Origin of the sequence: Blastococcus sp. PRF04-17 (genome assembly GCF_023016265.1) — a bacterium.
Taxonomy (GTDB): Bacteria; Actinomycetota; Actinomycetes; order Mycobacteriales; family Geodermatophilaceae; genus Blastococcus_B.
Map to the genome: position 1 here is coordinate 1,992,301 of NZ_CP095412.1, position 24,183 is coordinate 2,016,483.

A 24,183-nucleotide genomic window follows, 5' to 3' on the forward strand; every position below is an offset into this window, starting at 1 on the left:
CCCCTCGCCGTCGCTACCGTCCGATTTCGTGAAGGTTCCGCCATGGGTGCTGGACGTCTTCTTCGCCGTGGGGTCGGCCGGGCTGACCACGGCCGTCGCCTTCGGTGAGGGGCTCGCGGCCGCCAGCGACCAGTCCTTCGCCGGCAGCCGCTGGTGGGCGGTCCCCATGATGCTGATCCCCTCCGCGGCGTTGCTCTGGCGGCGCAGGAACCCGCTGGCCACGGTCGCCGGGGTGTGGGTGCCGATCGCGCTGCACGCCTTGCTCACCCAGGACGCCGCCATCGGCTTGTTCGTCCTGTGGCCGGCCTGGGTGAGCCTCTACGCTCTCGGCGCGTACGGCGCGGGTCGGCGGTTGCTGGCCGGGCTCGGCGTGACCGTCGTGTCGCTGTTCGTGCACGAGTGGTACATGACCGACGGCTTCCGCGCCGGAGCCGACGGCGTGCTCTCCGCACTGTGGTGGAACCTCGTGCTCTTCGTGGCCCCCCTGATCGGGGGACTCGTCGCGGGCACCCGGCGGACCCGCGCGCTGGCCACGGAGAAAGAGCTCGTCGAGGTGCAGGCGAGGGTCGCGGTCGCGGAGGAGCGCGCCCGCATCGCCCGCGAGCTGCACGACGTCGTCACCCACCACGTGAACCTCGTCGTCCTGCAGGCCATGGCCGCCTCCGGGCTGCTCGACCGCGATCCGGAGCAGGTCCGCGAGCCGCTGCGGGTGATCGAGGCCAGCGGCCGCGAGGCGCTCAGCGAGATGCGCCGGCTGCTCGGCGTGCTGCGCGAGGAGGACGCCGACCGGCCGCTGGCCCCGCAGCCGGGCGTCGAGGACGTCGACGGCCTCGTCGGCTCCGCCCGCACCGCCGGGCTGGACGTCGGGCTGGCCGTCTCCGGCACGCCGCGGCGGCTGCCGGCCGGTCTCGGGCTGACCGTCTACCGCATCGTGCAGGAGGCGCTGACCAACGCCGCCCGGCACGCGGCCGGATCCACGGTCGGCGTGAGCCTGCGCTACGAGCCTGACGCGGTCGACGTCGCGGTGGTCGACGACGGCGGCAGCCGCACCGACACCGCCCCGGGCGGCGGTCGCGGGCTGCTCGGCATGCGGGAGCGGGTCGCCGTCTTCGCCGGCACCCTCGAGGCCGGCCCGTCCTCCTCGGGCGGCTTCGCCGTGCACGCCCGGCTGCCCGTGCCGGAGGACGAGCGGTGATCCGGGTGCTGGTGGCCGACGACCAGGCCCTCATCCGCGACAGCTTCCGGCTGCTGCTCGACCTGGAGCCCGACCTCGAGGTGGTCGGCGAGGCGGGCGACGGCAGGGAGGCGGTCGCCCAGGCCCGGCGGCTGCAGCCCGACGTCGTCCTCATGGACATCCGGATGCCGGTGCTCGACGGCCTCGGTGCCACCCGTGCGATGACCCAGGCGGGGCTGGGCTCGCGGGTCCTGATCCTGACCACCTACGACGCCGACGAGTACCTCTACGACGCGATGCAGGCCGGCGCCGTCGGCTTCCTGCTCAAGGACGTGCGCCGCGAGCAACTGGCCGGCGCCGTGCGGACCGTGGCCGCCGGGGACGCGCTGCTGCACCCGGCGCTGACCCGCCGGCTGGTCGAGCGGTTCGTGCAGGGCCCGCCGCCGGGCGCGCGGCCCCCGGCGCTCGCCCAGCTCACCGAGCGCGAGACCGAGGTGCTCACCCTGGTCGGGCGCGGGCTGTCGAACGCCGAGATCGCCGCGGAGCTCTTCCTCGGCGAGGCGACGGTGAAGACCCACCTCGGCCGGGTGCTGACCAAGCTGGGGCTGCGGGACCGCGTCCAGGCCGTGGTCACCGCCTACGAGTCGGGGCTCGTGCGCCCGGGGCGGACCAGGCCGGACTCGTAGGCCACCACGACGGCCTGCACCCGGTCGCGGACGCCGAGCTTGGCCAGCACGCGGGCCACGTGCGTCTTGACCGTGCCCTCCCCGAGCACCAGCCGGTCGGCGATCTCGGCGTTCGACAGACCGCGCGCGATCAGCCGCAGCACCTCCTCCTCGCGCGGGGTCAGCTCGTCGAGCCCGGGGGCCGGTGTGGCGGTCGTGCCGGCACGCGTCACGAAGTCGTCGAGCAGCCGGCGCAGCAGGGCGGGCGCGAGCAGTGCCTCGCCGCTCGCCGCCGTACGGACGGCGCCGACCAGCTGGTCGCGCGGCATCGACTTCAGCAGGAACCCCCTCGCCCCGGCGCGCAGCGCCTCGACGACGTGCTCGTCGGCGTCGAACGTGGTGAGCATGACGACCGCCGTCCCGAGGGCAGGATCGGCGCTGATCCGGCGGGCGGCCGAGATGCCGTCGACCCGGGGCATCCGGATGTCGACCAGGGCGACGTGGGGGCGCAGCTCACGGCACATCGAGACGGCCTCGGCCCCGTCGGCGGCCTCGCCGACCACCTCGACGTCCGGTTCGGCCTCGAGGATCATCCGCAGTCCCGCACGCACGAGCGCCTCGTCGTCGGCCAGCAGCACCCGCACGGTCATGCGTGCGCCGGCTCCGGGGCGGGGACGGGGAGCACGGCGGAGGTGCACCAGCCGCGGCCGTCGGCACGCGGGCCGGCGCGGACCCGGCCCCCGAAGAGGGCGACCCGCTCGCGGATCCCGGCGAGCCCGAAGCCGCCCCGGTCGGAGGAGCCGGCCGCGCCGGGGCCGTCGTCGGTCACGTCGACCTCCAGTGCCAGCTCGCCGTAGCGCACCCGCACCTCGATGCGGGCGCCGGGGGCGTGCTTGAACGCGTTGGTCAGCGACTCCTGCACGATCCGGTACGCGGTCGCCTCCACCGCCGTCGGCAGCTCCCGCACCCGGCCCTCGACGGTCACCGTGACGTCCCGGCCGGCCGCGACCGCCGCCTCGGCGAGCCCGTCGAGGGCGGCGAGCGTGCCGGGCTCGCCGTCGTCCACCGCGTCGTCCCGGAGCACCCGCAGCAGCCGCTGCAGGTCCTCCAGTGCGGTGCGCCCGGACGCCAGGACGACGTCCAGCGCGTGCGCCGTCGCGGGCTCCCGGCCGCCGAGGCTCGCCTGCGCCGCATCGGCGTGCAGCAGCATCAGGGTCACCCCGTGGCCGACGACGTCGTGCATCTCGCGGGCGATCCGCCGGCGCTCGGCGGCGAGGGCCGCGGCCCGCGTCAGGTCCTCCTCGCGCATCTGCGCCCGGGCCGCCATGACCTCCCGCTCGGCGGCCACGGCGCGGTCCAGCCGCTCGCGGGCCAGCCGCGCGAAGACCCACACCACCACCGGGATGGCGGCGTTGGCGATCTCGTCGACGAGCTTCACCTCCGGTCGGACCAGGGGGTAGACCTCGATCGCGGCGACGATCGCCAGCAGGCCGAGCACCGCGTCCCGCCGTCCCGCGTACTGGGCGACCGAGTAGGTGGCCACCAGGACGGCGACGAACCCGGACAGCACCGGGGCGTCGCCGAGCACCGTCTGGAACGCGAGCCCGACCGCCACCGTGCACGCCGCCGTGAGCGGCCGGATCCGTCGGAGCACCAGACAGCCGGTCATCACCCCGAACGCGACGATCTGCAGCGGCAGCTGCGGGATGGGCTCGCCGGCCAGCACCACCAGCTCGAGCAGGGCGGCCAGGCTCAGCACGAGTGCCAGCAGGCCGTCGCGCACCCACAGCGACAGCCCCTGCCACCTGGCCCGGATGCCTGACATGGCGGGCAGCGTAGGACGGCGACCGGCTCCCCGACGTCTGTCGCGCGACCGATTCCCCGTCTGCCGCACGGCGACGCAGTTCCCGCCGCCGGGGGACGTGCGCCGCTGCGCGCCCGGCGAGCGTGGACGCGTCCGGCGCGACGGTCGCGCCACCCCGAGGAGGACCGGTCATGACCACCACAGCCATCTCCGAAGCGCCCGCCCGCGCGCGCGGCGGGAGCGCCGTCCTGCCCGCGCTCGCCGGCATCGGCGGACTGCTCGCGTTCGCGGGCACCGTCGTCGTCTTCGACGATCCGCTCGCCGGAGCGACCACCGCCGCGGAGGCGGCCGAGGCCATGGCCGGTGCGCCGGTCGGCCTCGCCGCCGTGCTGCTGGCGGGCTATGCGTTGCTCGCCATCGCCGTCACCGGCCGGCTCGCCGCCCACCTCGCCGCCCACCTCAGCGGCTCGGGCGATCCGGCGTCGGTGCGGCTGATGCCGGTGCTGGGGGCCGGCCACGTGCTGCTCCTGACCGCTGCCTTCGCGGCGCCGGCCGCGGCGGTCACGGTCGGCGACCTCGTCCTGGAGGGCGGGGTGACCCCCGGTGGGGCGGAGACCGCGCTGGTCCTCATGAACCTGGCGCACCCCATGTCGGCGTGGGTGGGCATCGCCTTCCTGGTGGCGGTGGCCGTCGCCGGCCGCCGGTCGCGGGGGCTGGCGGCGTTCAGCATCGTGTTCGCCGTCGGCCTGGCGCTGCCGCCGGTGGGCTGGGCGTTCACCTACCTGATGCCGCTGTGGTTCGCCGGGGTGGGCATCTGGCTCTGGCGCCGCGCCTGAGCTGATTCGGAGTGGGAGAGGCGCGGATTCCGCGCCCTCCCACTCCGCTCAGCCGGTCCAGACGTCGGCGACCCGCTCGGCCACCACGGCCGCCTGTGCCCGGCCGGCGCGCGCCGAACCCGCCCGGGCGGCGGGGTCGAGCACGTTGCGGCCGATCGCCCGCCGGCTCGCCTCGTCCGGCGAGACCACGGCCACCCGTGACACCAGACCGGTCACCTGCGCGTCGACGCCGGCCAGCGGGCCGACGCCGCGTGGGATGGGGGCGAGCACCACCAGCCGGTCGTAGCCCTCGGCGAGGTCGGCGTTGGCGGCCGAGCGCATGCCGCCGTCCACGAACCGCCGACCGCCGATGGTGCACGGCGGGTAGACGCCGGGGACGGCGCAGCTGGCCGCGACGGCCTGGAGCAACGGGACGCCGGACTCGCGGTCGAAGGCGGAGAACTCGCCGGTCTCCGCGTCGACCGCGGTGACGACCAGCTCCCGTTCGGGCCATTCCCGGCTGACCAGGCGGGAACCGATGACGTCGAGGCGCTCCTGCTCGGGCGGGGTCAGACCGGCCTTCTCGGCGGCCAGCGCCAGCGCGCCGATCCGGCGGCGGAAGTCGACGTCGCTCCCCCGGCTGGCGATCATCGCCCAGCCGTACCGGGCCAGGTTCCGGCGGGTCATCCGCGCGACCTTCTCCTGAGCCGGCGGCTCCAGCTGCCGTGCGTACATGGCCTCGAGCTCAGCGCCGCAGGTCAGCTGGGCGCCGACCACCGATCCGGCCGACGTGCCCACCACCAGGTCCGCGCCGGACAGGTCCGTGCCCGCCTCGGCGAGCCCGGCCAGCACGCCGATCTCCCAGGCGATGCCGGTGATGCCTCCACCACCGAGGACGAGGGCCCTGCGCTGGTCGCTCATGCCGCCATCCTCACAGACCCCTCGACAGGCTCGGGAGAAGGTGAGCTGACCCGAACGGGTGCGGCGGCGCGCAACCGCGCACCTCGCTCACTACTGTCCCCGGGGTGAAGTTCGAGCCGGTCGGACCGGAGACGGAGCACACCGGCGTCCAGATCGCCCACGAAGAGGCCTCGCCCGTCCGGCAGGTGCTGCGTCGGGTCCTGATCGCGGCGGTGGTCCTGGTCGTCGTGATCCTGATCGTCTACCTCGACCGGGACGGCTACGAGGACAGCAAGGGCGGCGAGATCTCCGTGCTCGACGCCGCGTACTACGCGACGGTCTCGCTCTCCACCACCGGCTACGGCGACATCACCCCGGTCACCCCCGAGGCCCGGCTGACCAACGTCCTGCTGATCACGCCGCTGCGCATCATGTTCCTGATCGTGCTCATCGGCACGACCCTCGAGGCGCTCACCGCGCGCTCCCGGGAAGAGTTCCGCATCCGACGCTGGAGGTCCCGCGTGCGCCAGCACGTCATCGTGTGCGGCTACGGCACCAAGGGCCGCGCCGCCATCCGCTCCCTGCAGGCGCTCGGCACGCCGCTGGACAAGATCGTCGTGGTCGACACCGAGCCGCGGGCGATCGACGAGGCCAACTCGATGGGCCTGACCGGGCTCGTGGGCGACGCCGGCCGCACCGAGGTGCTGCGGCGCGCGTCGATCGAGCGCGCCCGGGCGGTCATCGTGGCGGCCAACCGGGACGACGCCGCCGTCCTCATCACGCTCACGGTGCGCCAGCTCAACCCGAACGTCCCGATCACGACCAGTGTCCGCGAGGAGGAGAACGCCAACCTGCTGCGGCAGTCCGGCGCGGACACCGTCATCACGACCTCGGCGACGTCCGGCCGGCTGCTGGGCCTGTCGACCGACGCCCCCCGCGTCGTCGCGGTGGTCGAGGACCTGGTCACCGGCGGGCAGGGCCTCGACCTGCACCAGCGCCCGGTGACCACCAGCGAGGTGGGGCTGGACCCCCGATCGCTGCGCGACATCGTGCTGTCGGTGACCCGGGGCGGGATCACCTTCCGCTTCGACGACCCGCTGATCGGCAACCTGGAGGGCGGCGACATCCTCGTCGTGGTCCGCTCGCACCAGTAGAAGGGCGATCCTCCGGGCCGCCTCCTCCCCGACACCGCGGCCCGAAGCCGCACCCTCCTAGGCCGCCGGGTCGCGGGTGGCCACGGCCAGCACCAGCGCCGACAGGACGACGGCGATGCCGACGCGCTCGGGCGTCGAGTCCCACGCCGCCACGGTCAGCACCGCGGCGGGCAGGCGCAGGGCCACGACCAGCCCCACCACCAGGGCCACGGCTGCCGCGGCCATCCCCGGCAGGTCCGGCCACGCCCGGTGTGCGGCCACGCCGACGGCCAGGGCCACGACGGTGAGCACCGCCCACAGCAGCGCCAGTCCCCGATCCGGTTGTGCGCCGGCGAGGCCGGCGACCGCGAGCACGGCGCCCAGCCCGACCGCCGACGCCGGGAGCACCAGCCCCACCCGCGCAGCCAGCCGGCGACGGACCGGAACCGGCGCGCTCGTCGTCACCGGGCTCGTGTCGTCGTCCGCGGCCACGGCCGCCGCACAGGCCAGCACCAGGACCGCCAGCACGGGGAGCACGGGATCGGCCGCTGCCGGGAGGAGGGCGAGCGTCCCGGTCACCGCGAGGGCGGCGCCGATCGTGCCGAGCACGGTCGGCCAGGCGACGGCCGGAACGGAGACCGCGAGGACGAGGCCCCATCCCGGCCGGACGCCGGTGGTCACAGGAACCCCATCCAGTCCGTGGCGCCGTCGACGAAGAGAAGCTGGGCGACGACCGCCAGGGCGGCGAGTCCCGCCCCGCCGGCGAAGACGGCCCAGGAGCGCCGATCCCGGCCGCTGCGCAGCAGGGCGATCCCAGCGAGGACCCCCGTGAGCCCGAGGACGAACAGCAGGTGCAGCCCGTAGAAACCCAGGTCGCGGTCGATGCCGATGAAGTTCGGCTCGTGCTCGGTGGGGATGCTGGCGGCCGGGTGCCGGCCGAGCTCGGCGTCGGTCGGGTTCTCGCCGAGGGTGTGCGCGGTCAGCGCCGTGCGGTGGACGGCGAACAGCGCGAAGGGCACCACGTACCAGATCCAGAAGAACAGGTAGAGGAAAGCGCCGCCGATCAGGCCGAGGACGGCGGCCACCGCCCTCGACCGCACGAGCCGCACGACGGCCACGCCCGCGACGAACGAGCAGGCCACGGCCAGCGGCGGCCCGAGGAGTTCGAGCGGCGTCGGGACCAAGACGGTGTCGTACGGCTGGTTCCCGACCGGGATCCCGCCGAGGGACTCGATGACGACCAGTTGCACGCAGCCGATGAACAGCGCCAGCCCGAACGGGACGACGACCGCGCCGAGCAGACCGAGGGTCCGCTCCCACCGCCGGGCCGGGGTGTTGATCAACATCTCGGCCGTCGTCGCCGGGCGGTCCCGCTGGGCGGCCCACACCGCGACGAGGAAGGCGGCCATCGCCAGCGCCCCCGCCGAGTAGGAGTACGTCAGGTACAGGTCGCTGGCGGTGTCGGTGGATCCGGTCCCGGTGAACATCGGGAGGACTGCCGTGCCGCCGTAGACGGCGGTGCCCAGCCACAGCACCGGATTGCGCAGCACGTAGCGGCTCTCGGCCCGGACCAGCTCGGCGAGCGTCCGGCGGCCCACCACGGCCGCCGGGCGGACGCTGGTCGTGGTCATGACAGGACCTCCTCGGTCTGGCGTGAACCGGTCAGCAGCAGGTAGCCGTGCTCGGGGCCCGCGGGCACCAGGTCGGCGCCGGGCGGCGGACTGCCCACGTTGCGGAAGCGGCCCTCGGCGGTGCGCCAGGCGACCACGACGTCCGGCGCCGGGCCGTCGGCGTCCCACACGTGCCCGTCGGCGATGCCGGCCAGCTCCGACGTCCAGCCCTGGAAGACGACACGGCCGTGGTCGAGCACGACCACGCGAGAGCACAGCGCGGCGACGTCCTCGGTGAGATGGGTGGAGAGCAGCACCGTGGTGTCGTCGGGCAGGCCGGCGAGGACCTCGCGGAAGCGCAGTCGCTGCTCCGGGTCGAGACCGACGGTCGGCTCGTCGAGCACCAGCAGCTCCGGCCGGCCCAGCAGCGCCTGGGCCAGGCCCACCCGGCGGCGCATGCCACCGGAGAGCGCGCGGATCTTCGCGTGCGCCCGATCGGCCAGACCCACGGCGTCGAGCACCCGGCGCACCTCCTCGTGCCGGGCGCGCCGGTCGGTCATCTCCTTGAGGACGGCGACGTAGTCGACGAACGCGAAGGCGGTGAAACCGCTGTAGGCGCCGGAGTCCTGCGGGAGGTAGCCGAGTCGCCGGCGGACCTGCAGCCGGTCGGCCGGATCGGCGGGGTCGCGGCCCAGGACCCGGACCTCGCCCGCGTCCTGGCCGAGCGCGGTGGCCACGATCCGCAGCAGGGTCGTCTTGCCGGCGCCGTTGGGGCCGAGCAGCCCCGTGACGCCGGCCCCGATCCCCAGCGAGACGTCTTGCAGCGCCACCGTGCCGCGATAGCGCTTGGTCACGCCCGCGAGGTCGACGGTTGTCCTCATGTCCCTCTCCTGTCCTCGCAGGTGCTGCGACGCGTGACGGCGACGACCACGGCGACCGCTGCCACGAGAAGCAGCACGGCCTGGCCGGCCGGACGGAAGACGACGGCCCGCTCGAGCAGGTCGTCGATCGGCAGGGGAGGCGCGGCTTGCGGAGGCTGCCCCACGACGCCGCGAGCCAGCCCAGCGTCAGGACGACGGCGACGTGACGGATGGCGAACCGCGCGGAGAGCGCCAGGGCCAGCGCGGAGAGCGCCACGGCCGGCACCAGCCAGAGCGACGCCGGGCGGACGCCGACCGGCAGGGCCAGCGAGAGCACGCCGGCCACGGGGAGGGTGGTGGCGGCGGTCGCGACGGTCCGCAGCAGGAGCACCCGGAACCGCGGGTACGGCGTCGTCCCGGCGACCTCCCCGGCCAGTTCGTCGCTGCCCTCGTAGGCCAGTGCGACCCCGGCCAGCGGCAGCAGCGGAGCGGAGACGAGGAACAGCGCCGTGCCGAACGCGCCCGTGCCGAGGTGAGCGGCGACCAGCGCCAGGACGAGCAGCCCCGTGCCCGCCGTCCACCAGGCCCGCCGCAGCGACGGCGCGGCCGCCACCAACCGGACGACGTGCGACGGGAGCACGCTCCCTAGCACCCGCTCGAGCAGCGTGACCGGCTCGTCGTCCACGGCGTCGATCAGCCGGTGCCATGTTCGCTCGTGCCGGGTACTTCCGTGCCGCGGACCCGCGTCGGCACGCGCCAGCTGCTCCCGGCAGCCGGCGCAGCTCATCAGGTGTGACTCGACCGAGGAGGCCGGGGCCTCGGGCAGCCGCCCGTCGAGGTACTCGCTCAGCATCGGTGCGTCGACGTGCCAGCTCATGTGAGTGCCTCCTGCAGCTGGGTGCGGGCGCGGGCCATGCGGGTGCGGACCGTGCCTGCCGGGACGCCGAGCAGCCGCGCCGCCTCGCGGCTGGTCAGCCCGTCGAGGACGACGGCGCGGACCACGGCGCGCAATTCCGGCGACAGCCCGTTGACCGCCGCCGCGAGGTCGCCGTGCTCGACGCCGAGCAGGACGACGTCCTCGGCGGAGGGCGCCGGTGCCGGGAGCAGCAGCCGCAGCGGCAGCGGCCGCCGCGGGCGCACGGCGGCGAGCAGCCGGCGGATGCCGATCCCCCACAGCCAGGCGGGGACGTCGCCCGTCCCCCGGTATGCCTCCGGCTTGCGCCAGACGGCGAGGAAGGTGTCCTGGAGGACTTCCTCGACGACGTCGTCGTCGCCGCACCGGCGACGCAGCCGCGCCCGGAGCCACGGTGCGTGCCGGTCGTACAGGTCGCGCAGCGCGGCCCGGTCACGGTCGGCGATCCCGCGGAGCAGGTCACCGTCCGAGCGGGGCTCCGGCGTCCTCATGCCAACCCTGTAGCTCCGGCCACGCCGAAGTGTTCTGAGCGGAGTGGGAGGGGCGCGGAAACCGCGCCCTCCCACTCCGCATCAGGCCTCGGTCACGCGCTTCCACGGGGCGAAGGCGTTGTCCAGGCCGCGCATCGCCGGCCGCAGCTCCGGGAAGTGCCGCAGCAGCACGGTGCGCATGTCGTTGTCGCGCACCCACTGCAGCCCCGCCGGCGAGTAGATCTCGGGCCGGAAGTCCCTGGTGAAGAAGCGGTCGCTGTTGAGCCGCCGCGACGCCATGAGGATGAAGATGCGGAACGCGGTGTCGCTGAACGCGAACCCGGTCGGCCGCTTCTCCGCGTACAGGCCGACCATCAGGTCCACCTGCTCGATGTCCCCGCCGTAGATCTCCTCGATCTCCGCGGCCAGCTCCGGGTCCTCGCACAGCTCGGCGAAGGTGCGCGGCACCGTCATGTGCAGCAGCCGGCGGAACTGGCAGTAGCGCGGCACACCCAGCTCGCGGATGCGCACGATGTCGGTCGTCGCCAGGTCGATGACCGCGCCGTCGGGCCGGGTGAACTGCTGCAGGAACCGCGGGAAGTTCTTCAGCACGATGTCGCCCGGGTGCGTGGTGCCGAACGAGTAGAAGAGGTCCTGCAGGCTGAAGCGCGCCGCGACGTCCTTGGAGTTGGGGCCGCCAGCTCGGGGAACTCCAGCTGCGCCAGCGGCCGGTCGCCGTCCAGCGAGCGGATGTCGAAGTCGTCGGGCAGCAGCGGGTGCATGCGGTAGACGCTGGTGAACTCCTCGGTGAGGCAGAACGGGGCGCCGTAGTGCTCGGTGGCCGCGCCGGGGATGCCGCTGATGACCTCGCTGTCACTGATCCGGCCGAACGTGCGGGCGATCCGCTCCCCCGCGACGCCGAACCAGTTGGCCCGCAGCGCGTAGACCGTGGTCGGGTGGCTGATGATCGCCGGCGTCCACTCGGCGGTGTGGATCTTCGCCATCAGCGCGGCGATGACGAGGCGGGCGCGCTGGAAGAGCTCCTCGTCGTCCCAGTGCGGGTAGTCGGCCTTGAGCCGGTCGCACACGGCGTTGTGCTCGCGGACGAACAGCGTGGCGAGCATGCCCAGACCGCTCCACCAGCCGGGCACCCGGGTGAAGTCGTACTGCGGGTCGTCGGGGATCGGCAGCGTGCCGTCGTCGTTGAGTCGCAGCTTGCCGTCGGTGCCGCTGCGCACGAACCGCTGCTGGTCGAGCGTCGAGCCGTAGATCGAGGACCCGTCCCACCAGTGGGTGACCTCGTTGACGGTGGTGACCGGGCCCTCGGCGCCCGGGGGGCGGCTGGGGTCGGGGTGGATGCGCGGGATGCGCATCGGGTTCTCGTGCCAGTCGTCGCCGGGTTCGATCGGGATGTCGACCAGGCGCGAGGTGTCGCCCTCGCCGTGCTCGAACCAGTCGCGGATCATGAACTGCAGCCACGCCGCCGCCAGGGTGTTCACCGTGACGGCGGGCTTGAACGTCTCCCGGGTCATGAGCCGGCGGGCGACGGTGCGCGCGTTGGGCTCGTGCAGCTGCGCGTCGGTCACCGGCAGCACCTCGTCGAGCGGGATGTTCCGTCCGAACCGTGCCTTGGCCATGCCCATGTCCGGGAAGTCGAGGTCGTTGTGCGACCCGTCGACGCTGCGGTTGACCAGGTGCTCCGGCGTCCGCGGCGGAGCCGTCGGCCCGCCGACCATCGGCACCACGGTCGAGGGGTCGTAGAGGTTCTCCTGCCGCAGGATGTTGCGGATGCCGATCAGGACGGCGAGCCCCCGGGCAGCGGCAGCTTGTCCCAGCCGACCCTGTGGTCGACGGTCTGCGCCACCTTGCCGAAGACGCGCCAGAAGAACGTGCGCCGGTAGTCGGCGCCCGGGACCCGCGAGCGGGTCGACGGTGCGGCGGATCCGGCTCCCGGGTGCCCGTCGGAGTCGGCGCGCGGCTGGGGCACCGAGCCGCTGGAGAGGCTGGTGGGGCGCGGGGTCTGGGTGCTCATCGCTTCTCCTGGACGGTCGGGCGGAGGGGCCTGCGGGGGCGGGGCAGCAGATGGGAGACGACCGTCCGGGGTGCGGCACCGGCGGCGTCGGCGAGGATCGCGGCGCTGGCCTTCTCGGCCGCCATGTAGACCGCGGTGACGATGAAGAAGCCCGGGATCCGGGGGAAGACGGAGGCGTCGACGACCCGCAGGCCGCGGGTGCCGTGGACCTTGAAGTCGCCGTCGAGGACGCCGCCGCGCTTGCGCGAGCCGATCGCGGCCGTGCACGAGGCGTGATGCCCCCAGGCGTTGTCCTCCACGAACTCGCGCAACCGCTCGCGGGTGTCGAACGACGGCCCGGGCACCAGCTCCTCGCGCACGTCGTCCCCGAGGCTCTTCATCAGCGACCGCGCCAGCTCGATCCCGGTGACCACGGCGTCGAGGTCCTGGCCGGCGGTGTCGTCGCCCTCGTCGAAGTACCGGAAGCGGATGTCGGGGGTGTCGCGCGGATCCGCCGAGCGCAGCAGCACGCTGCCGGCCCGGTTGACGGTGTGCGCCTTGAGCACCGCCCAGGTGAAGCAGTCCGACTGCTGGGCCAGCGACGACGAGTAGCCCGGGTAGTAGCCGGTGAAGTGCGCCGGCAGGCCGAAGACGAAGAGGTCCGGCGTCGGCAGGTCCTCCCGCGACCGGCTGACCAGGCCGAGCAGCGCGCCGTTGGTCGTGTAGACGCCGGTGCGCTCGAGCCAGTCGCGGTATCCCGGGTCGGGGTCCGCTCCGTCCTTGGGACCGCAGAACGTCAGGCCCTCGAGCAGGCTGAACTTCTTGGCCATCCGGCTGACCACGCCGACCTCGTAGCGGTCCTGCAGGTTCTCGCCGACGCCGGGGAGGTCGACCCGGCAGCGGATGCCGAAGCGCTCCAGCTCCTCCCGCGGGCCGATGCCCGAGAGCTTGAGCAGCTGCGGGGTGTTGAAGGCGCCGCCGGAGAGGATCACCTCGCGGCGGACCGCCACCTGCACGGGCGCAGCGGCCGCCGCGGCGGGGCGGGGGTCGGCGCGGTAGGCGTGCGGCTGCGGCAGGTACTCGACGCCCCGGGCGATGGTGCCCGCCTCGTCGAACAGCACCCGGGTGGCCAGGGCCCCCGTCCGGACGACCAGCCGGTCGGGGAACCGCTGCTGGACGTCGCGGATGCGCTCCCGGCTGCCGTTGCGGCAGCCGTCCCGGACGGCGATCGGGATCTGCCACAACCCCTCGCCCTTCCGCCGGACCCGCCAGTCGTTGGGGTCGACGGCCGAGTTGAGGCCCTCCCACGGGCGCAGCGGGCGGCCCCAGAAGTCGCCGAGGCTCCTGGCGAACGAGCGGAACAGCACCTCGCGCAGCTGCGGGTCGGCCACGGCGAGCTTCGGATCGGCCAGCGTCGTGTGCAGCCAGCCGTCGAACCCGTGCCGGCTGGCGTTGACGTACTTCTCGCTGACCAGCGGAAGCGCGGAGAGCAACCGGGCGAGCAGGGAGTTCTTCGGCAGCACCCGCGGCCGCGGCCGGTAGTGGCATGCCTCGAGGCGCTCGAACCACTGGCGCATCTCCTGCGCCCGCCAGCTCGGGTCCCCGGTCTCCTCGGCGATGAGGTCCCAGTCGGCGTCGTGCGGGTAGACGGTGATCATCGCGTTGTGGGCGGTGCAGCCGCCCAGGGTGCCCGAACGGGGGTAGAGGACGCCGCCGGGCTCCGGCTGCGCCCGGTACTTCTCGTCCCGCTCGCACCGGCCCTGGTCGTCGTAGTGCCTCACGAAGAAGGACCAGTTCATCTGCTCGTGCTCGCTGGCGCGCCCGTGGAAGGCGGGCACGCGGTAGTCGTCGTCCTCGTCCTCGCCGCCGGCCTCGAGCAGCAGCACCCGATGGCCGGCCTCGGCCAGGTTGGCCGCGACCGGGCCGCCGCCTGCCCCGGAGCCGACGACGACGTAGTCGAAGACCTCCGCGTCCGGCGAGCCGGTGGTCACCTGGCGCTCCGGCGGGAGGCCAGGAGGGCGAGCACCGACAGCAGCGTGTTGGTTCCCGAGATCAGCAACAGCGGACGCGCCCGCTCCGGGGACAACTGCCTGCTCTGCTGGAGGGCGAGGACCGTCGCGGTGTCGCTGGCATGGATCAGCGGCGCCGCCCGCAGCGCGCGGTCGAGCTCACGCCCCTCCAGCCGCCACAGGTCCAGCCCGATGAGGATCGTCCGGACGCCGAACAGCCGCAGTCCGTAGACGGCCGCGGGGTTGCCGGTCGGGGCGTCGTCCCCGAATCGGCTGATGATCATCCTCGGCGCGAACAGGCCGGTGGCACCAGCAGCCAGACGGACGCCGCCCAGCGCGTAGCGCGCTCCGGTGCCCAGGATCCCGATCGCCGACACTGCGGTCCTCCCCCACCCGGCACGTGCCGGGCGCGCTTCGCGGAGGAGTGCCCACCGGACGTCCGTCGAGAGAAGGCACGTTGCACGTTCCCCCGTCGAAGCACGGCCGCTGATGACCGGCACCCGCAGGCTCCGGTCGGTTCCCCCTGGTCGTTCGACGCGCCGGAGTGGCTCCGGCGGCGCCCACGTTCCTCCCGGGCGCATCAAGATCACAAGGGGGTTGCGCGCCGCGGCGGAGTTGTCCCGTCACGGACGGCGCGCGCCCGGCACGTCGCGGCGGCGACGGTCCACGGCCTCCCGGAACTCGAGCGAACCCTTGACATGTATCGGGCCCGGCAGCACGCTGGCCGACACCTCCGGGCAGTGGTAATCCTGATGACCAATCGCCCGGAATGAGCAGTTCCTGCGCCACGTCCGGCGACTTCCCACGACGGATCCAGGCCCGGCAGGAGGGCAGCTATGGGCAGGGCCCACGTACACGCGCACGCTGCCGTCCCACCCGAGCGGTTCGTGGCAGCGCTGCCCGACTTCGGGCCCGGCCGCAGCGAGATCGTGCTGGAGAGCAACGCCTTCGGGCCCGGGAACGTGCGGGCCCCCTCGACGACGAGGGGCCGGGTCCTCGACCTCCTGCTCTCCCTCGGCGGCAGCGCCTGGTTCGCCCGTGACCTGCGCCGGTCGCTGCGCCGACCGGAGGCCGGCCAGCGCTCGATGTCCTGAGCCCACCTCGCCCGGGGTGGCCGGGCGCCAGCAGCCCGACCACCACCGTCTGGGGGACACCGTGGCCGACCACGACGACCGGAACAGCAGCTCGGCGGACGTCGTCACGCGGAGGACGCAGCCGTGGTGATCGCGCTGCCGATGGTCCTGCGCCCCGTCACGCCCTCCGACCCGCCCGGTTCGGGGACGGAGCACGAGGCGGACCTGGCGGCCATGTGCCGGCGCCGGATGGAGCGGGAGGCGACGGCGGACCTCGCCAGCCCCTCCGCCGCGACCGAGGTGCTCACCTTGCGACATCGGGAGATCCTCCTCGCCGGCGGCCGACCCGACGAACTGCTGGCCCTCGGCGCGGCGGTGGACCGGGCGGTGGACCGGTTCCCGCACTGCGCGGACCTCCGGCTGCTGCGGGCCACCGTCGCACTGGCCGTGCACCGCGGGGACCTGGCCCGTCGGGCGCTGGCCGCCGTCCCGGGTCTGGACCAGCTGCCGGCCGGGCGGGTGGTGACCGCCGACGTGGCGCTGTTCGAGGGCAACTACGCCGGAGCCCGGGCCGGCTACGAGCAGGCGCTGCGCGCCGAGCCGCGCTGGGACACCGTGGCCCGGCTGGCCGAGGTGGCCGTCGCCACCGGCCGGTTCGACGACGCCGCGGAGCTCTACTCGGCCGCGGAGCGCGAGCTGACCGCCACCCAGCGGCGGGCCCACGCCTGGATCCGGGTGCGGCGGGCGGCCCTCGCGCTGGCCCTCGGGAACGGCGAACAGGCGGCGCGGTTCCTCGACGACGCGGAGCGCAGCTATGCCGGCTGGTGGTACGTCGCCGCGCACCGGGCCGAGCTGGACCGCGCCCGCGGCCGCCACGGCCGGGCCGTCGCCGGGTACCGCTCGGTCCTGGCGGCGGTCGACCGGCCCGACGTCCGCGAGGCCCTGGGCACCGCGCTGGCCGCGGCCGGCGATGCCGACGCCGCGGCGGCGTGCCACGCCGGCGCAGTGGCCGCCTATCTGGTCTCCGCGGCCCGCGGCGAGGTCCACCACCTCCACCACCTGGCGAGCTTCTACGCCGACGTCCACCCGCACGCCGCCGCCGCCCTCGGCTGGGCCCGCCAGGACGTCGAGCTGCGACGCACCGGCGGCACGCTGTCCCTGCTCGCGTGGTGCCAGTACAAGGCCGGCCGCACGACGGAGGCACGGGCCACCCTGGACGAGGCGTTCGCGCTCGGGGCCGGCGATCCGCTCCTGCAGCAGCGGGCCCGCGTGATCCGGGGCGGCGGATGACGGAGCGGCGGGCCGACCTGGTCCTGGAGGGCGGCGGGGTGAAGGGCCTGGGGACGGCGGGCGCCGTCATGGGCCTGCTCGACGAGGGCTGGACCTTCCCGCGCGTGGCCGGCACGTCGGTGGGCGCGCTGGCCGCGGCGTTCGCCGCGGCCGGCGCCGATTCGGCGACCCTCCGCGACGTCCTGGGCCGGCTCGACCTGCGCCGCATCCCCGACCGGCGGGTGCCGGTGCCGCTGCTCGGTGAAGGCCTGTCGCTGGTGGCCGGTCGGGGCGCCTACGCCGGCGACTGGATCCGCGAGTGGCTGCTGCGCGAGCTGGACCGGCTCGGCGTCCGCACCTTCGCCGACCTGCGCCGCGACGACCCCGGCGCCGACCCGGCCCTGGCCACGCCCGACCACCGCTACTCGCTCGTCGTCATGGCCACCGACGTCACCCATGGCCGGCTGCTGCGGCTGCCCTGGGACTACGTCGGCTTCGGGCTCGACCCGGACGAACAGCTGGTCGCCGACGCGGTGCGCATGTCGCTGTCGATCCCGTTCTACTTCCGGCCCTGCGAGCTGCGCAACGCCGGGACCGGCGAGGTGGCCACGATCGTCGACGGCGGTGTGCTGTCCAACTTCCCCATCGAGATCTTCGACCGCACGGACGGCGTGCCGCCGAGGTGGCCGACCTTCGGCGTCCGCCTGCTGCCCGATCTGCCGGCCGGTCTGGGGGACGTCGTCCCGTTCTTCGGCGTCCCGATGCTGCCCACCGTCCGCCTGCTCGAGCAGGTCGTGGTGACGGCGATCGTGGGCCGCGACCAGACCCATCTGGAGCGGCCCGGCGTGCGGGAACGGACGATGACCGTCGACACGGCCGGTACCGCGATCACCGAGTTCGGCATCGGCGCCGAGGAACGCCGGCGGCTGGTCGAGGAGGGCAGTCGGACCGCCCGCGACTTCCTCGGGCGGTGGCCCGGCACGGCGGCGACGGCCCCCTGAGAACCGTCAGCGCTCGCGGCGGACCCACGTCCTCGTGACCTCGCCCCGCCCCCGGAGCTCGACCTCGCCGTCCTCGACCCAGTGCTCGCGCTCGGCGGGCTCGGCGGCCATGACGGTGGCCTCGCTGGCCACCGCCCGGCCCGGGTGGTCCTTGGCCAGCTCGGTCAGGCGGGCGGCCTCGTTCACGGGGTCACCGATGACGGTGTACTCCAGGCGGCTGGCCGCGCCCACCTGGCCGGCCCACACCCGACCGCACACCACGCCGACGCCGACGTCGACCTCGCCGGCGCTGCGCACGGCGTCGCAGATCCGCCGCGCGGAACGGAGCGCGGCCCCGGCGGGGTCGGGGTGGTCGGTGGGCGCCCCGAAGACGCACAGCGCGGCGTCGCCCTCGAACTTGTTGACCAGCCCCCGGCCTCCTCGACGGTGGCGACGACCACCTCGAAGAACCGGTTGAGCAGACCGGCCATCTCGGCGGGTCCGGTCCGCCGGACCAGCGACGTGGACCCCACGACGTCGACGAACAGGGCGGCGACCGTGCGCTCCTCGCCGGCCAGCGAGACCCCGGTGTCGAGTGCCTGCTGGGCGACCGTCGTCCCCACGTGCCGGCCGAACAGGTCGCGCAGCCGCTCCCGCTCGGCGAGGCCGGCCGCCATGGTGTTGACGCCCTCCTGCAGCAGGCCGATCTCGCCGGCGTCGTCCACGACGACGCGGACCTCGTAGTCGCCCTCGCCGACTCGACGGACCGCCTCGCGCAGGTCGCGCAACGGCTGACCCACGGCGCGCGCGGTCAGCAGCGTGGCCAGGCCGCCGACGGCCAGGGCGACGAGGACGAGGAACACCACGGCCCCCTCGCCGGGCCCGTCGGGGTTGCTGGGGTCGAGGAACAGCAGGACGACGCCGAGCATGGGCACCGCACTGGTCAGCCCCCAGGTCAGCAGCAGCCGGGGGCGCACGCCGAGCACGAGCGCGCCGGCCGGCGGGTGGGCGGCGAGCGCGGTCGCGGTGACCGTCCGGGCGGCGCGGGCGACCAGCAGGTAGGTGACACCGGCGGTGGCCAGACCACCGAGCAGGGTCGCCACGGCCACGCGCAGCCCGACCCTGGCGTCGGGGAAGGCCACCGCGGCGACCACGCCGATGACCAGGGCGCCGAGCAGCCAGACGGCACCGGCGATGAACGCGGTGTCCAGCGGCAGCCGGAGCACCTGCCCCGCCTCGTCGCTGGTGGGGGCGCGGCCGGCCACCAGCCACCGGTTCGTGGTGCGCTGCCGACGGAGCCCGACCACGGTGGCCACGGGCAGCGCTCCCGCAAGGTAGGCCGCCACGGCGTAGAGCACCGGCGTCCGGCCGTCGTCCCCTCCGCCGTCCTCGACGCCGATGAGCAGCATGGCGACCGTCGCGACGCCGACGAGGTTCGCGACGAGGACGAGCAGGACGATCGCCGGGACGGCGCTGCGGCCGCTGGGCGCCCAGTAGGTCCACGGCTCGCTCCGGCGGACCGTGGCGGGGCCGTCGGGGCTGGTCACGCATCGATGATCGCGGAGCGGTCGCCCGGCCGCCCCTCCGGTCCCCCAGCCGGGCGACCCCCGTCAGCGCTGCTCGAGGAGCGTCCGCAGGGTGGCGAGGTCCTTGTGGTTGGCCCGGCGCATCGCCGCGGCCATGACCGGCGCGGCGATGCCGGCGAAGCCGCTCGGCCGACCTCGGTTGCGCAGCGTCATGCGGGTGGTCCCCGCATCCAGTGCCTGCCAGGTGTAGGTGGTCTCCATCGGGAACGGACCCTGCGCCGTCCGCATCACCAGTCGCTCGCCGGGCACCAGCTCGGTGATCTCGTAGGTGTAGGCGAGACGGCGCCCGAGGAAGGTCGCGACGAACGCCATGCGGGAGCCGACGGCGAGCGGCGGCGGGGTCTCCTGCTCGACCGAGGCGATGTTGACGTACCACTCGGGCGCGTGGGTCGGGTCGCTCGCGTAGGCGGCGACCTCCGCGACGGGACGCCGGATGACCGTCTCGGTCACCACGTCGACGTCCCTGGGCATCATGACCTCCACCGGCGCGTCAGAGGGGGACGCGCAGCACCTGCCCCACCCTGGATCTCGTCAGGGTCACGCAGCCGACTCGCCACCGCGATCTTCTGCGGTGGAGCCGGTGTCCCGAGCGATCGCCGAGACGGTGTCGCCGCGCACGACCTGGTGCAGCTGGTAGCCCTGCGTCCCGCCGATGACCGCGATCGCGACCGAGGCGACGTCGAGGCCCGGGTCCCCGTCGCCCGAGGGGTCGTCGCCGAAGAGCTCGAACGACTCGAGCAGCCCCATCCAGCCGGCCGACCACGTCCCAGCCCAGCGGCTGTCGGAGGGCGCTGCCGTACACGTCCATCGCTTCCCCCTGCCCGGACGGCTCGTTGGTCCAGGAGGGTCCTCCGCCGGCGGCGGGGGGACAAGGCGCTCGGTCCCGCGGTGTACGAGCCCCGGCACCATCACCGACACGACGTCCAGGGCGAGCACACGGACTGCTCGACCGGTCACCCGGTGGACGTCAGAGATCCGGGCGGCGCAGGTTCTCGGCGCGGCCCTCGACGGCGCCGTGGCGCATCAGGCTGGCGACGGCCAGGGCGAGACCGCCCCAGATCACGACCATCGCCACGAGCATCATCACGATCGCGCTCGCACTCATCGGTTTCCTCCCGCCTGCAGCGGCGTCGCCGGATCCGAGCCGGGTGGTGGCCCGTCCAGGTGTGTGCCGGCCCGCCACGGCAGGCGGGCCAGCAGAAAGCCGATCACCGGCAGCGCCACGACCATCAGCCAGCCGAAGGTCAGCAGGAGCCAGGTGGGGTAGTCCCCGTACGGCGCGTCGAGATCGTCCTTCAGCGCGAGGACGAGCACGATCGCCAGGCCCACCGGGGCGACGACGCTGGTCAGCAGCCGCCAGCCGGTGCCGACCCGGGGCCGCCGTGGACGTTCAGGTGAGCGCTGAGGCCGGTCAAGGCCCGGACCACCCACGCGACCACCAGCATGCTGAGCAGCGCCACGACCAGGATGCCGTACTGGTTGACGAAGTGGTCGACGACGTCGAGCACGTAGATGCCGCTCGTCGTGCTGAAGAGCACGAGGCTGAGCACCGCCGCGGGGACGCCGACCGCCAGGGTGGCGGTGAGCCGGCTGGTGTCGAGCTTGTCCCGGACCGCGGAGATCACCACCTCGATCACGCTGATCAGCGACGTGATGCCGGCGATGACCAGCGACCCGAAGAACAGGACGCCGATGAGGGCGCCGCCCGGGGCCTCGCTGATGATCGTCGGGAAGGCGATGAAGGCCAGCCCGATCCCGCCGCTGGCGACCTCGCCGACCGCGACCCCGCCGGCCTGGGCCATGAAGCCGAGGGCGGCGAACACCCCGATGCCGGCGAGCAGTTCGAAGCCGGAGTTCGAGAACCCCACGACGAGTCCGGAGCCGACCATGTCCTCGCGACGGCGGACGTAGGAGGCATAGGTGATCATGATCCCGAAGCCGATCGACAGCGAGAAGAAGATCTGGCCGAAGGCTGCGGCCCAGACCGATGCCTCGCCGAGTGCCCCCCAGTCGGGCGTGAACAGCGCGTCGAGCCCGGCGCCGGCGCCGGGCAGCAGCAGGGCCCGCACGACGAGGGCGACGAAGGTCAGGACCAGCACCGGGATGAAGATCAGCGAGGTCATCCCGATCCCCCGCTGCACGCCGAGGGCCATGATCACCAGGACCGCCACCCAGACCAGCGCGAGCGGCACGAGCACCCCGGGCACCACGTTGGCGGCGACCTCGACGTCCCCGGCCTGGAGGAATTCGCCGAAGAAGAACGCCTCGGGGTCGGAGCCCCACGCCTGGTCCAGCGAGAAGAACGTGTAGCGCAGGGCCCAGGCCAGCACCGCGGCGTAGTAGACGGCGATGACGAAGCAGATCGCGACCTGCCACCAGCCGAACCCCTCGGTGCCGCGGCGCAGCCGGGCGAACGAGAGCGGCGCGGATCCGCGGTGGCGGTGGCCGATCGCGTAGTCGAGCAGCAGGAAGGGGATGCCGGCGGTCAGCAGCGCGACCAGATAGGGCAGCAGGAAGGCACCGCCGCCGTTCTCGTAGGCGACGTAGGGGAACCGCCAGATGTTGCCGAGCCCGACGGCCGAGCCGATCGCCGCCAGGATGAAGACCTTGCGGTTGCTGAAGGCGCCGCGACGCTGCTGCTCGTCGGCCTGCTCTGGGGCACTCCCCGCCGTGGTGCTCATGCGACCTCCTGTGTCCTGATCCGCCGAGCGCGCGAGCGACGTCGAGCGTCGTCCACGGCGCGTCGATGCAGAAAGGATGTCAGGACTGGCGTCCTTCGGCTGCCGGAAGGCCGGAACGCGCCAGAGCCCCGGCAGGACGTCGTCCTGCCGGGGCTCTGGCCCAGGGGTGGGATCTTGGCGAAAAGAGAAACCGCAGGTCAGAACATTGGATGCGGCATACGACTCTGGGCTTGCACACGAAATGCCGGAAGTTTGCACACGTCGCTACCTGGTCGTCGGTTGCCCGTCGCCGCTGGCGGCCACTGGCATGTGCGACGCGGTGTTGACCCCTTCCACCGGCCCATCCGGGAGGGGGCTCTCCCCAGCAAATCCGGTGAGCGCCGGCTAACGACCGGATCGGCGTGTCGCCCTGAACGTGGTCAGCTGGTGCGACTGGTGCAGGGCGGACACGGACACGCCCCGAACTTCGGGGTCACATGGATGACGCCGCTCATCTCATTTCGATCGTTCGTGTCCACCAGCTGCCACAGCGCCGTCGAGTGCGCGTCGTCGGTCCTCGGCTGGTAATGCCGCCACAAGGCGTAAGCAACGAGGTCTGCCGCCTGGATGACCCGACTGGCTCGGCTGTCGGTGAACACCGGCACCTGGATCAGAGCATCCAGGCGGGCACCGCTGCGCTGCCAGACGGCGGCCTGGTCCTGGATTCTGCGCTCGTGCTCGATCCGACGGTCATGCAGAACCATTCCGCGCTGCTCAACCGGGGCCGCCTTGTTGATGCGACGCAGCATCTCGTCGAACCGGTGGAGCACGTGGTCGTATGCCTTCGCCTCCGCCTTCGTGACCCCTCCGTACCGCTTGTGGCCGCGGTCGATCACCGCTCCGAGGAGCCGCAGCGGGTACGCCGGGTCAGCGGGCTCGAAGGTGGCCAGGGCGGCGTACACGTCCTCCAAGACGGCGAGGCGGACCGACGCGTCGACGGTAAGCCACTCGCTGGGGCGCTTAGCGGGATAGCGGCCCCGCGCCGGCTTGCCGCGCGACGGCGTCTTCAGGTCTGTCGCGTGCACTTCGTGCATGTGCGGATCAAGGCGCAACGGCACGAGGTGCTTCGCCACGACGGCGTGCAGCGCCCGCTCCAGGGGACGGACGTCGGCCTCGTGAACGGCGAGTCCGGCGAGCAGAAGCACCGGCGCCTCGTTGTGCGTCCCGGACTCGTCCAGGGCGAGCAAGTACACGCCGGGCCATCCTCCTGTCAGCGGCGGAGGCGCCCACCCAGCTGGGAGGGCGCCTCCACTTCCGGCCAGCTGGCCGGCTCCCCGGGCCGGTTCCCGCATACGCAGTCCCGGCTCCGGGTGACGGTTCCCGCATGCGCAGTCCGTCACGAGCGAGAGTAGCGGTCCCCGACGACGATTTCAGCCAGGGCCGCCGCCGTCAGCCCTTTACGGTGAGGTGGGTCACGGCCTCGACGATCCGGTCCAGCGTCTCGGAGCGCTTGCCGGCACGGTACAGCTCGATCATGGCGGTCCGGACCATGTGTCCGTTCTTGTCCGTCGACTCCGGCAGACCCATCGACCGCGCGGTCCGCGAATAGGCATCGCGCACAGTTTGATCGCCGACCTCGTCGTTCAGCACGGCGCGCAGCGTCGGCTTTGCCGCGGCCCACCTGGCTTCGACGGTTGTCAACGGTCGTTCCTCGTCCGGACCGCCGGCCAACTTCGCGAGCATCCCGTTGAGCCGCAGGGCTCCAGGGTCGCTCACCTGGCCACTCGGCTTCTCGTCGGTGTCGAACACCACGTACTCCGGCACACCCAGCGCGCGGACGACCTCAGCCGCCAGTAGCAGGTTGGACTTGCCCTGCACAGCGACAAGGGCGATCCCGGCGGCGGCGAGATCCACCCCGGCGGCCATCGCGGCGCCGTCGATCAGCCCGAGGTCTTCGTCGCCCTCCAAGAGCACCACCGCTTCGGCGAACAGTCCTTCCGACAGCCTGGACCCGAGCAGCGCGGGCAGCTGGGCGGCGACCCGCTCGGCGGTCCAGCGCTGTCCGCTTCCCTGACGGGCCGCCTCGAGCCGCTCAGCGATCGCCGGGAGGGAAGCGGTGAACGCCCGGGTACAAGCCGCAGGACCTCCCTCGCCGCCTGTCGGGCAGAGCCGCAGCAGCCGCGCGGAAGGGACGTCGTCCACCGACACGAAGAATGGACTGTGGGTGGTGTACACGACTTGGGTTGACCGA

Annotated in this window: 30 protein-coding genes and 2 pseudogenes; 10 read left to right on the top strand and 22 right to left on the bottom strand. The window is 73.7% G+C overall.

What is annotated here, in order from left to right; translation table 11 throughout:
- The first annotated feature begins 28 nt into the window (after positions 1–28).
- Complete coding sequence (locus MVA48_RS10170) at positions 29–1,195, top strand: sensor histidine kinase (protein ID WP_246988465.1); 1,167 nt, start codon at positions 29–31, stop codon at positions 1,193–1,195.
- Positions 1,192–1,860: a response regulator gene (locus MVA48_RS10175; RefSeq protein WP_246988467.1), complete on the top strand. Its 669-nt coding sequence runs from the start codon at positions 1,192–1,194 to the stop codon at positions 1,858–1,860. The genes MVA48_RS10170 and MVA48_RS10175 overlap by 4 nt, the downstream gene beginning before the upstream one ends.
- On the opposite strand, the gene MVA48_RS10180 is transcribed toward MVA48_RS10175, so the two are convergent.
- Entirely contained in the window at positions 1,812–2,489 is a 678-nt protein-coding gene (locus MVA48_RS10180; protein ID WP_246988469.1) for a response regulator, read from the bottom strand. The two genes, MVA48_RS10175 and MVA48_RS10180, sit on opposite strands and share 49 nt — an antisense overlap.
- On the bottom strand, positions 2,486–3,664 hold the full coding sequence (locus MVA48_RS10185) for a sensor histidine kinase (RefSeq protein WP_246988471.1): 1,179 nt from the start codon (positions 3,662–3,664) through the stop codon (positions 2,486–2,488). Before MVA48_RS10185 ends, MVA48_RS10180 begins: the two co-directional genes overlap by 4 nt.
- A gap of 170 nt (positions 3,665–3,834) precedes the next feature.
- On the opposite strand from MVA48_RS10185, the gene MVA48_RS10190 reads away from it, so the two are divergent.
- Entirely contained in the window at positions 3,835–4,479 is a 645-nt protein-coding gene (locus MVA48_RS10190) for a hypothetical protein (RefSeq protein ID WP_246988473.1), read from the top strand.
- 48 nt (positions 4,480–4,527) lie between these two features.
- On the opposite strand, the gene MVA48_RS10195 is transcribed toward MVA48_RS10190, so the two are convergent.
- Entirely contained in the window at positions 4,528–5,379 is an 852-nt protein-coding gene (locus MVA48_RS10195; protein ID WP_246988475.1) for a patatin-like phospholipase family protein, read from the bottom strand.
- 104 nt (positions 5,380–5,483) lie between these two features.
- On the opposite strand from MVA48_RS10195, the gene MVA48_RS10200 reads away from it, so the two are divergent.
- Positions 5,484–6,512 carry a potassium channel family protein gene (locus MVA48_RS10200; protein WP_246988477.1) on the top strand — a complete coding sequence of 343 codons (1,029 nt, stop codon included), beginning with the start codon at positions 5,484–5,486 and terminating at the stop codon, positions 6,510–6,512.
- Positions 6,513–6,569: 57 nt separating this feature from the next.
- Here MVA48_RS10200 and MVA48_RS10205 read toward each other — a convergent pair whose 3' ends face one another.
- On the bottom strand, positions 6,570–7,172 hold the full coding sequence (locus MVA48_RS10205; protein WP_246988479.1) for a hypothetical protein: 603 nt from the start codon (positions 7,170–7,172) through the stop codon (positions 6,570–6,572).
- Positions 7,173–7,373: 201 nt separating this feature from the next.
- Here MVA48_RS10205 and MVA48_RS24120 point away from each other — a divergent pair, with 201 nt between their 5' ends.
- Positions 7,374–7,538 carry a hypothetical protein gene (locus MVA48_RS24120; protein WP_371821208.1) on the top strand — a complete coding sequence of 55 codons (165 nt, stop codon included), beginning with the start codon at positions 7,374–7,376 and terminating at the stop codon, positions 7,536–7,538.
- Positions 7,539–7,748: 210 nt separating this feature from the next.
- Entirely contained in the window at positions 7,749–7,922 is a 174-nt protein-coding gene (locus MVA48_RS24125) for a hypothetical protein (RefSeq protein WP_371821209.1), read from the top strand.
- Positions 7,923–8,118: 196 nt separating this feature from the next.
- On the opposite strand, the gene MVA48_RS10215 is transcribed toward MVA48_RS24125, so the two are convergent.
- Entirely contained in the window at positions 8,119–8,982 is an 864-nt protein-coding gene (locus tag MVA48_RS10215) for an ABC transporter ATP-binding protein (RefSeq protein ID WP_246988483.1), read from the bottom strand.
- Complete coding sequence (locus MVA48_RS10220) at positions 8,979–9,146, bottom strand: hypothetical protein (protein ID WP_246988485.1); 168 nt, start codon at positions 9,144–9,146, stop codon at positions 8,979–8,981. Before MVA48_RS10220 ends, MVA48_RS10215 begins: the two co-directional genes overlap by 4 nt.
- A gap of 45 nt (positions 9,147–9,191) precedes the next feature.
- Between MVA48_RS10220 and MVA48_RS10225 the strand changes: the two genes are divergently transcribed.
- Positions 9,192–9,416, top strand: a complete 225-nt coding sequence (locus MVA48_RS10225) for a hypothetical protein (RefSeq protein WP_246988487.1) — start codon at positions 9,192–9,194, stop codon at positions 9,414–9,416.
- A gap of 323 nt (positions 9,417–9,739) precedes the next feature.
- Here MVA48_RS10225 and MVA48_RS24130 read toward each other — a convergent pair.
- From MVA48_RS24130 to MVA48_RS10250, 7 genes and pseudogenes are all read right to left on the bottom strand, one after another.
- Positions 9,740–9,838 (bottom strand): annotated as a pseudogene (locus tag MVA48_RS24130) (zf-HC2 domain-containing protein); the annotation flags it as partial.
- Positions 9,835–10,365 carry an RNA polymerase sigma factor gene (locus MVA48_RS10230; protein WP_246988488.1) on the bottom strand — a complete coding sequence of 177 codons (531 nt, stop codon included), beginning with the start codon at positions 10,363–10,365 and terminating at the stop codon, positions 9,835–9,837. The gene MVA48_RS10230 and the pseudogene MVA48_RS24130, both read right to left, overlap by 4 nt.
- 81 nt (positions 10,366–10,446) lie before the next feature.
- Positions 10,447–10,956 carry a peroxidase family protein gene (locus MVA48_RS23410; RefSeq protein ID WP_256461145.1) on the bottom strand — a complete coding sequence of 170 codons (510 nt, stop codon included), beginning with the start codon at positions 10,954–10,956 and terminating at the stop codon, positions 10,447–10,449.
- Positions 10,950–12,080, bottom strand: coding sequence for a peroxidase family protein (locus tag MVA48_RS23415; protein ID WP_256461165.1), 1,131 nt, complete (start codon positions 12,078–12,080; stop codon positions 10,950–10,952). Before MVA48_RS23415 ends, MVA48_RS23410 begins: the two co-directional genes overlap by 7 nt.
- A gap of 59 nt (positions 12,081–12,139) precedes the next feature.
- On the bottom strand, positions 12,140–12,376 hold the full coding sequence (locus MVA48_RS10240) for a hypothetical protein (protein ID WP_246988490.1): 237 nt from the start codon (positions 12,374–12,376) through the stop codon (positions 12,140–12,142).
- A complete protein-coding gene (locus MVA48_RS10245) occupies positions 12,373–14,346 on the bottom strand; it encodes a GMC family oxidoreductase (protein WP_246988492.1) in 1,974 nt (657 codons plus the stop codon). The genes MVA48_RS10240 and MVA48_RS10245 overlap by 4 nt, the downstream gene beginning before the upstream one ends.
- Positions 14,343–14,741: a hypothetical protein gene (locus MVA48_RS10250; RefSeq protein WP_246988494.1), complete on the bottom strand. Its 399-nt coding sequence runs from the start codon at positions 14,739–14,741 to the stop codon at positions 14,343–14,345. Before MVA48_RS10250 ends, MVA48_RS10245 begins: the two co-directional genes overlap by 4 nt.
- 459 nt (positions 14,742–15,200) lie before the next feature.
- On the opposite strand from MVA48_RS10250, the gene MVA48_RS10255 reads away from it, so the two are divergent.
- The 3 genes from MVA48_RS10255 to MVA48_RS10265 all read left to right on the top strand — a co-directional run bounded on the left by MVA48_RS10255 (position 15,201) and on the right by MVA48_RS10265 (position 17,707).
- The gene (locus MVA48_RS10255; protein WP_246988496.1) at positions 15,201–15,458 is read left to right on the top strand and encodes a hypothetical protein; all 258 of its coding nucleotides are present in this window, start codon (positions 15,201–15,203) and stop codon (positions 15,456–15,458) included.
- Positions 15,459–15,581: 123 nt separating this feature from the next.
- Complete coding sequence (locus MVA48_RS10260; protein ID WP_246988498.1) at positions 15,582–16,727, top strand: hypothetical protein; 1,146 nt, start codon at positions 15,582–15,584, stop codon at positions 16,725–16,727.
- The gene (locus MVA48_RS10265; protein ID WP_246988500.1) at positions 16,724–17,707 is read left to right on the top strand and encodes a patatin-like phospholipase family protein; all 984 of its coding nucleotides are present in this window, start codon (positions 16,724–16,726) and stop codon (positions 17,705–17,707) included. The genes MVA48_RS10260 and MVA48_RS10265 overlap by 4 nt, the downstream gene beginning before the upstream one ends.
- A gap of 6 nt (positions 17,708–17,713) precedes the next feature.
- Here MVA48_RS10265 and MVA48_RS10270 read toward each other — a convergent pair whose 3' ends face one another.
- The 9 genes and pseudogenes from MVA48_RS10270 to MVA48_RS10310 form a co-directional block, all read right to left on the bottom strand.
- Entirely contained in the window at positions 17,714–18,115 is a 402-nt protein-coding gene (locus tag MVA48_RS10270; RefSeq protein ID WP_246989155.1) for an adenylate/guanylate cyclase domain-containing protein, read from the bottom strand.
- Positions 18,116–18,360: 245 nt separating this feature from the next.
- Positions 18,361–19,095 (bottom strand): annotated as a pseudogene (locus MVA48_RS24135) (HAMP domain-containing protein); the annotation flags it as partial.
- Between the two features lie 201 nt (positions 19,096–19,296).
- Complete coding sequence (locus MVA48_RS10280) at positions 19,297–19,743, bottom strand: SRPBCC family protein (RefSeq protein WP_246988502.1); 447 nt, start codon at positions 19,741–19,743, stop codon at positions 19,297–19,299.
- 66 nt (positions 19,744–19,809) lie between these two features.
- Complete coding sequence (locus tag MVA48_RS10285; protein WP_246988504.1) at positions 19,810–20,019, bottom strand: LysM peptidoglycan-binding domain-containing protein; 210 nt, start codon at positions 20,017–20,019, stop codon at positions 19,810–19,812.
- A 220-nt stretch (positions 20,020–20,239) separates the two neighbouring features.
- Positions 20,240–20,377 (bottom strand): methionine/alanine import family NSS transporter small subunit, encoded by a 138-nt coding sequence (locus MVA48_RS10290; RefSeq protein ID WP_246988506.1) that lies wholly within the window; start codon positions 20,375–20,377, stop codon positions 20,240–20,242.
- Complete coding sequence (locus MVA48_RS10295; protein ID WP_246988508.1) at positions 20,374–20,601, bottom strand: hypothetical protein; 228 nt, start codon at positions 20,599–20,601, stop codon at positions 20,374–20,376. The genes MVA48_RS10290 and MVA48_RS10295 overlap by 4 nt, the downstream gene beginning before the upstream one ends.
- A 17-nt stretch (positions 20,602–20,618) precedes the next feature.
- Positions 20,619–21,953 carry a sodium-dependent transporter gene (locus MVA48_RS10300; protein WP_246988510.1) on the bottom strand — a complete coding sequence of 445 codons (1,335 nt, stop codon included), beginning with the start codon at positions 21,951–21,953 and terminating at the stop codon, positions 20,619–20,621.
- A 419-nt stretch (positions 21,954–22,372) separates the two neighbouring features.
- Positions 22,373–23,185: a DUF3800 domain-containing protein gene (locus MVA48_RS10305; protein ID WP_246988512.1), complete on the bottom strand. Its 813-nt coding sequence runs from the start codon at positions 23,183–23,185 to the stop codon at positions 22,373–22,375.
- 196 nt (positions 23,186–23,381) lie between these two features.
- On the bottom strand, positions 23,382–24,167 hold the full coding sequence (locus MVA48_RS10310; RefSeq protein ID WP_246988514.1) for an ATP-dependent endonuclease: 786 nt from the start codon (positions 24,165–24,167) through the stop codon (positions 23,382–23,384).
- Positions 24,168–24,183: the final 16 nt, after the last annotated feature.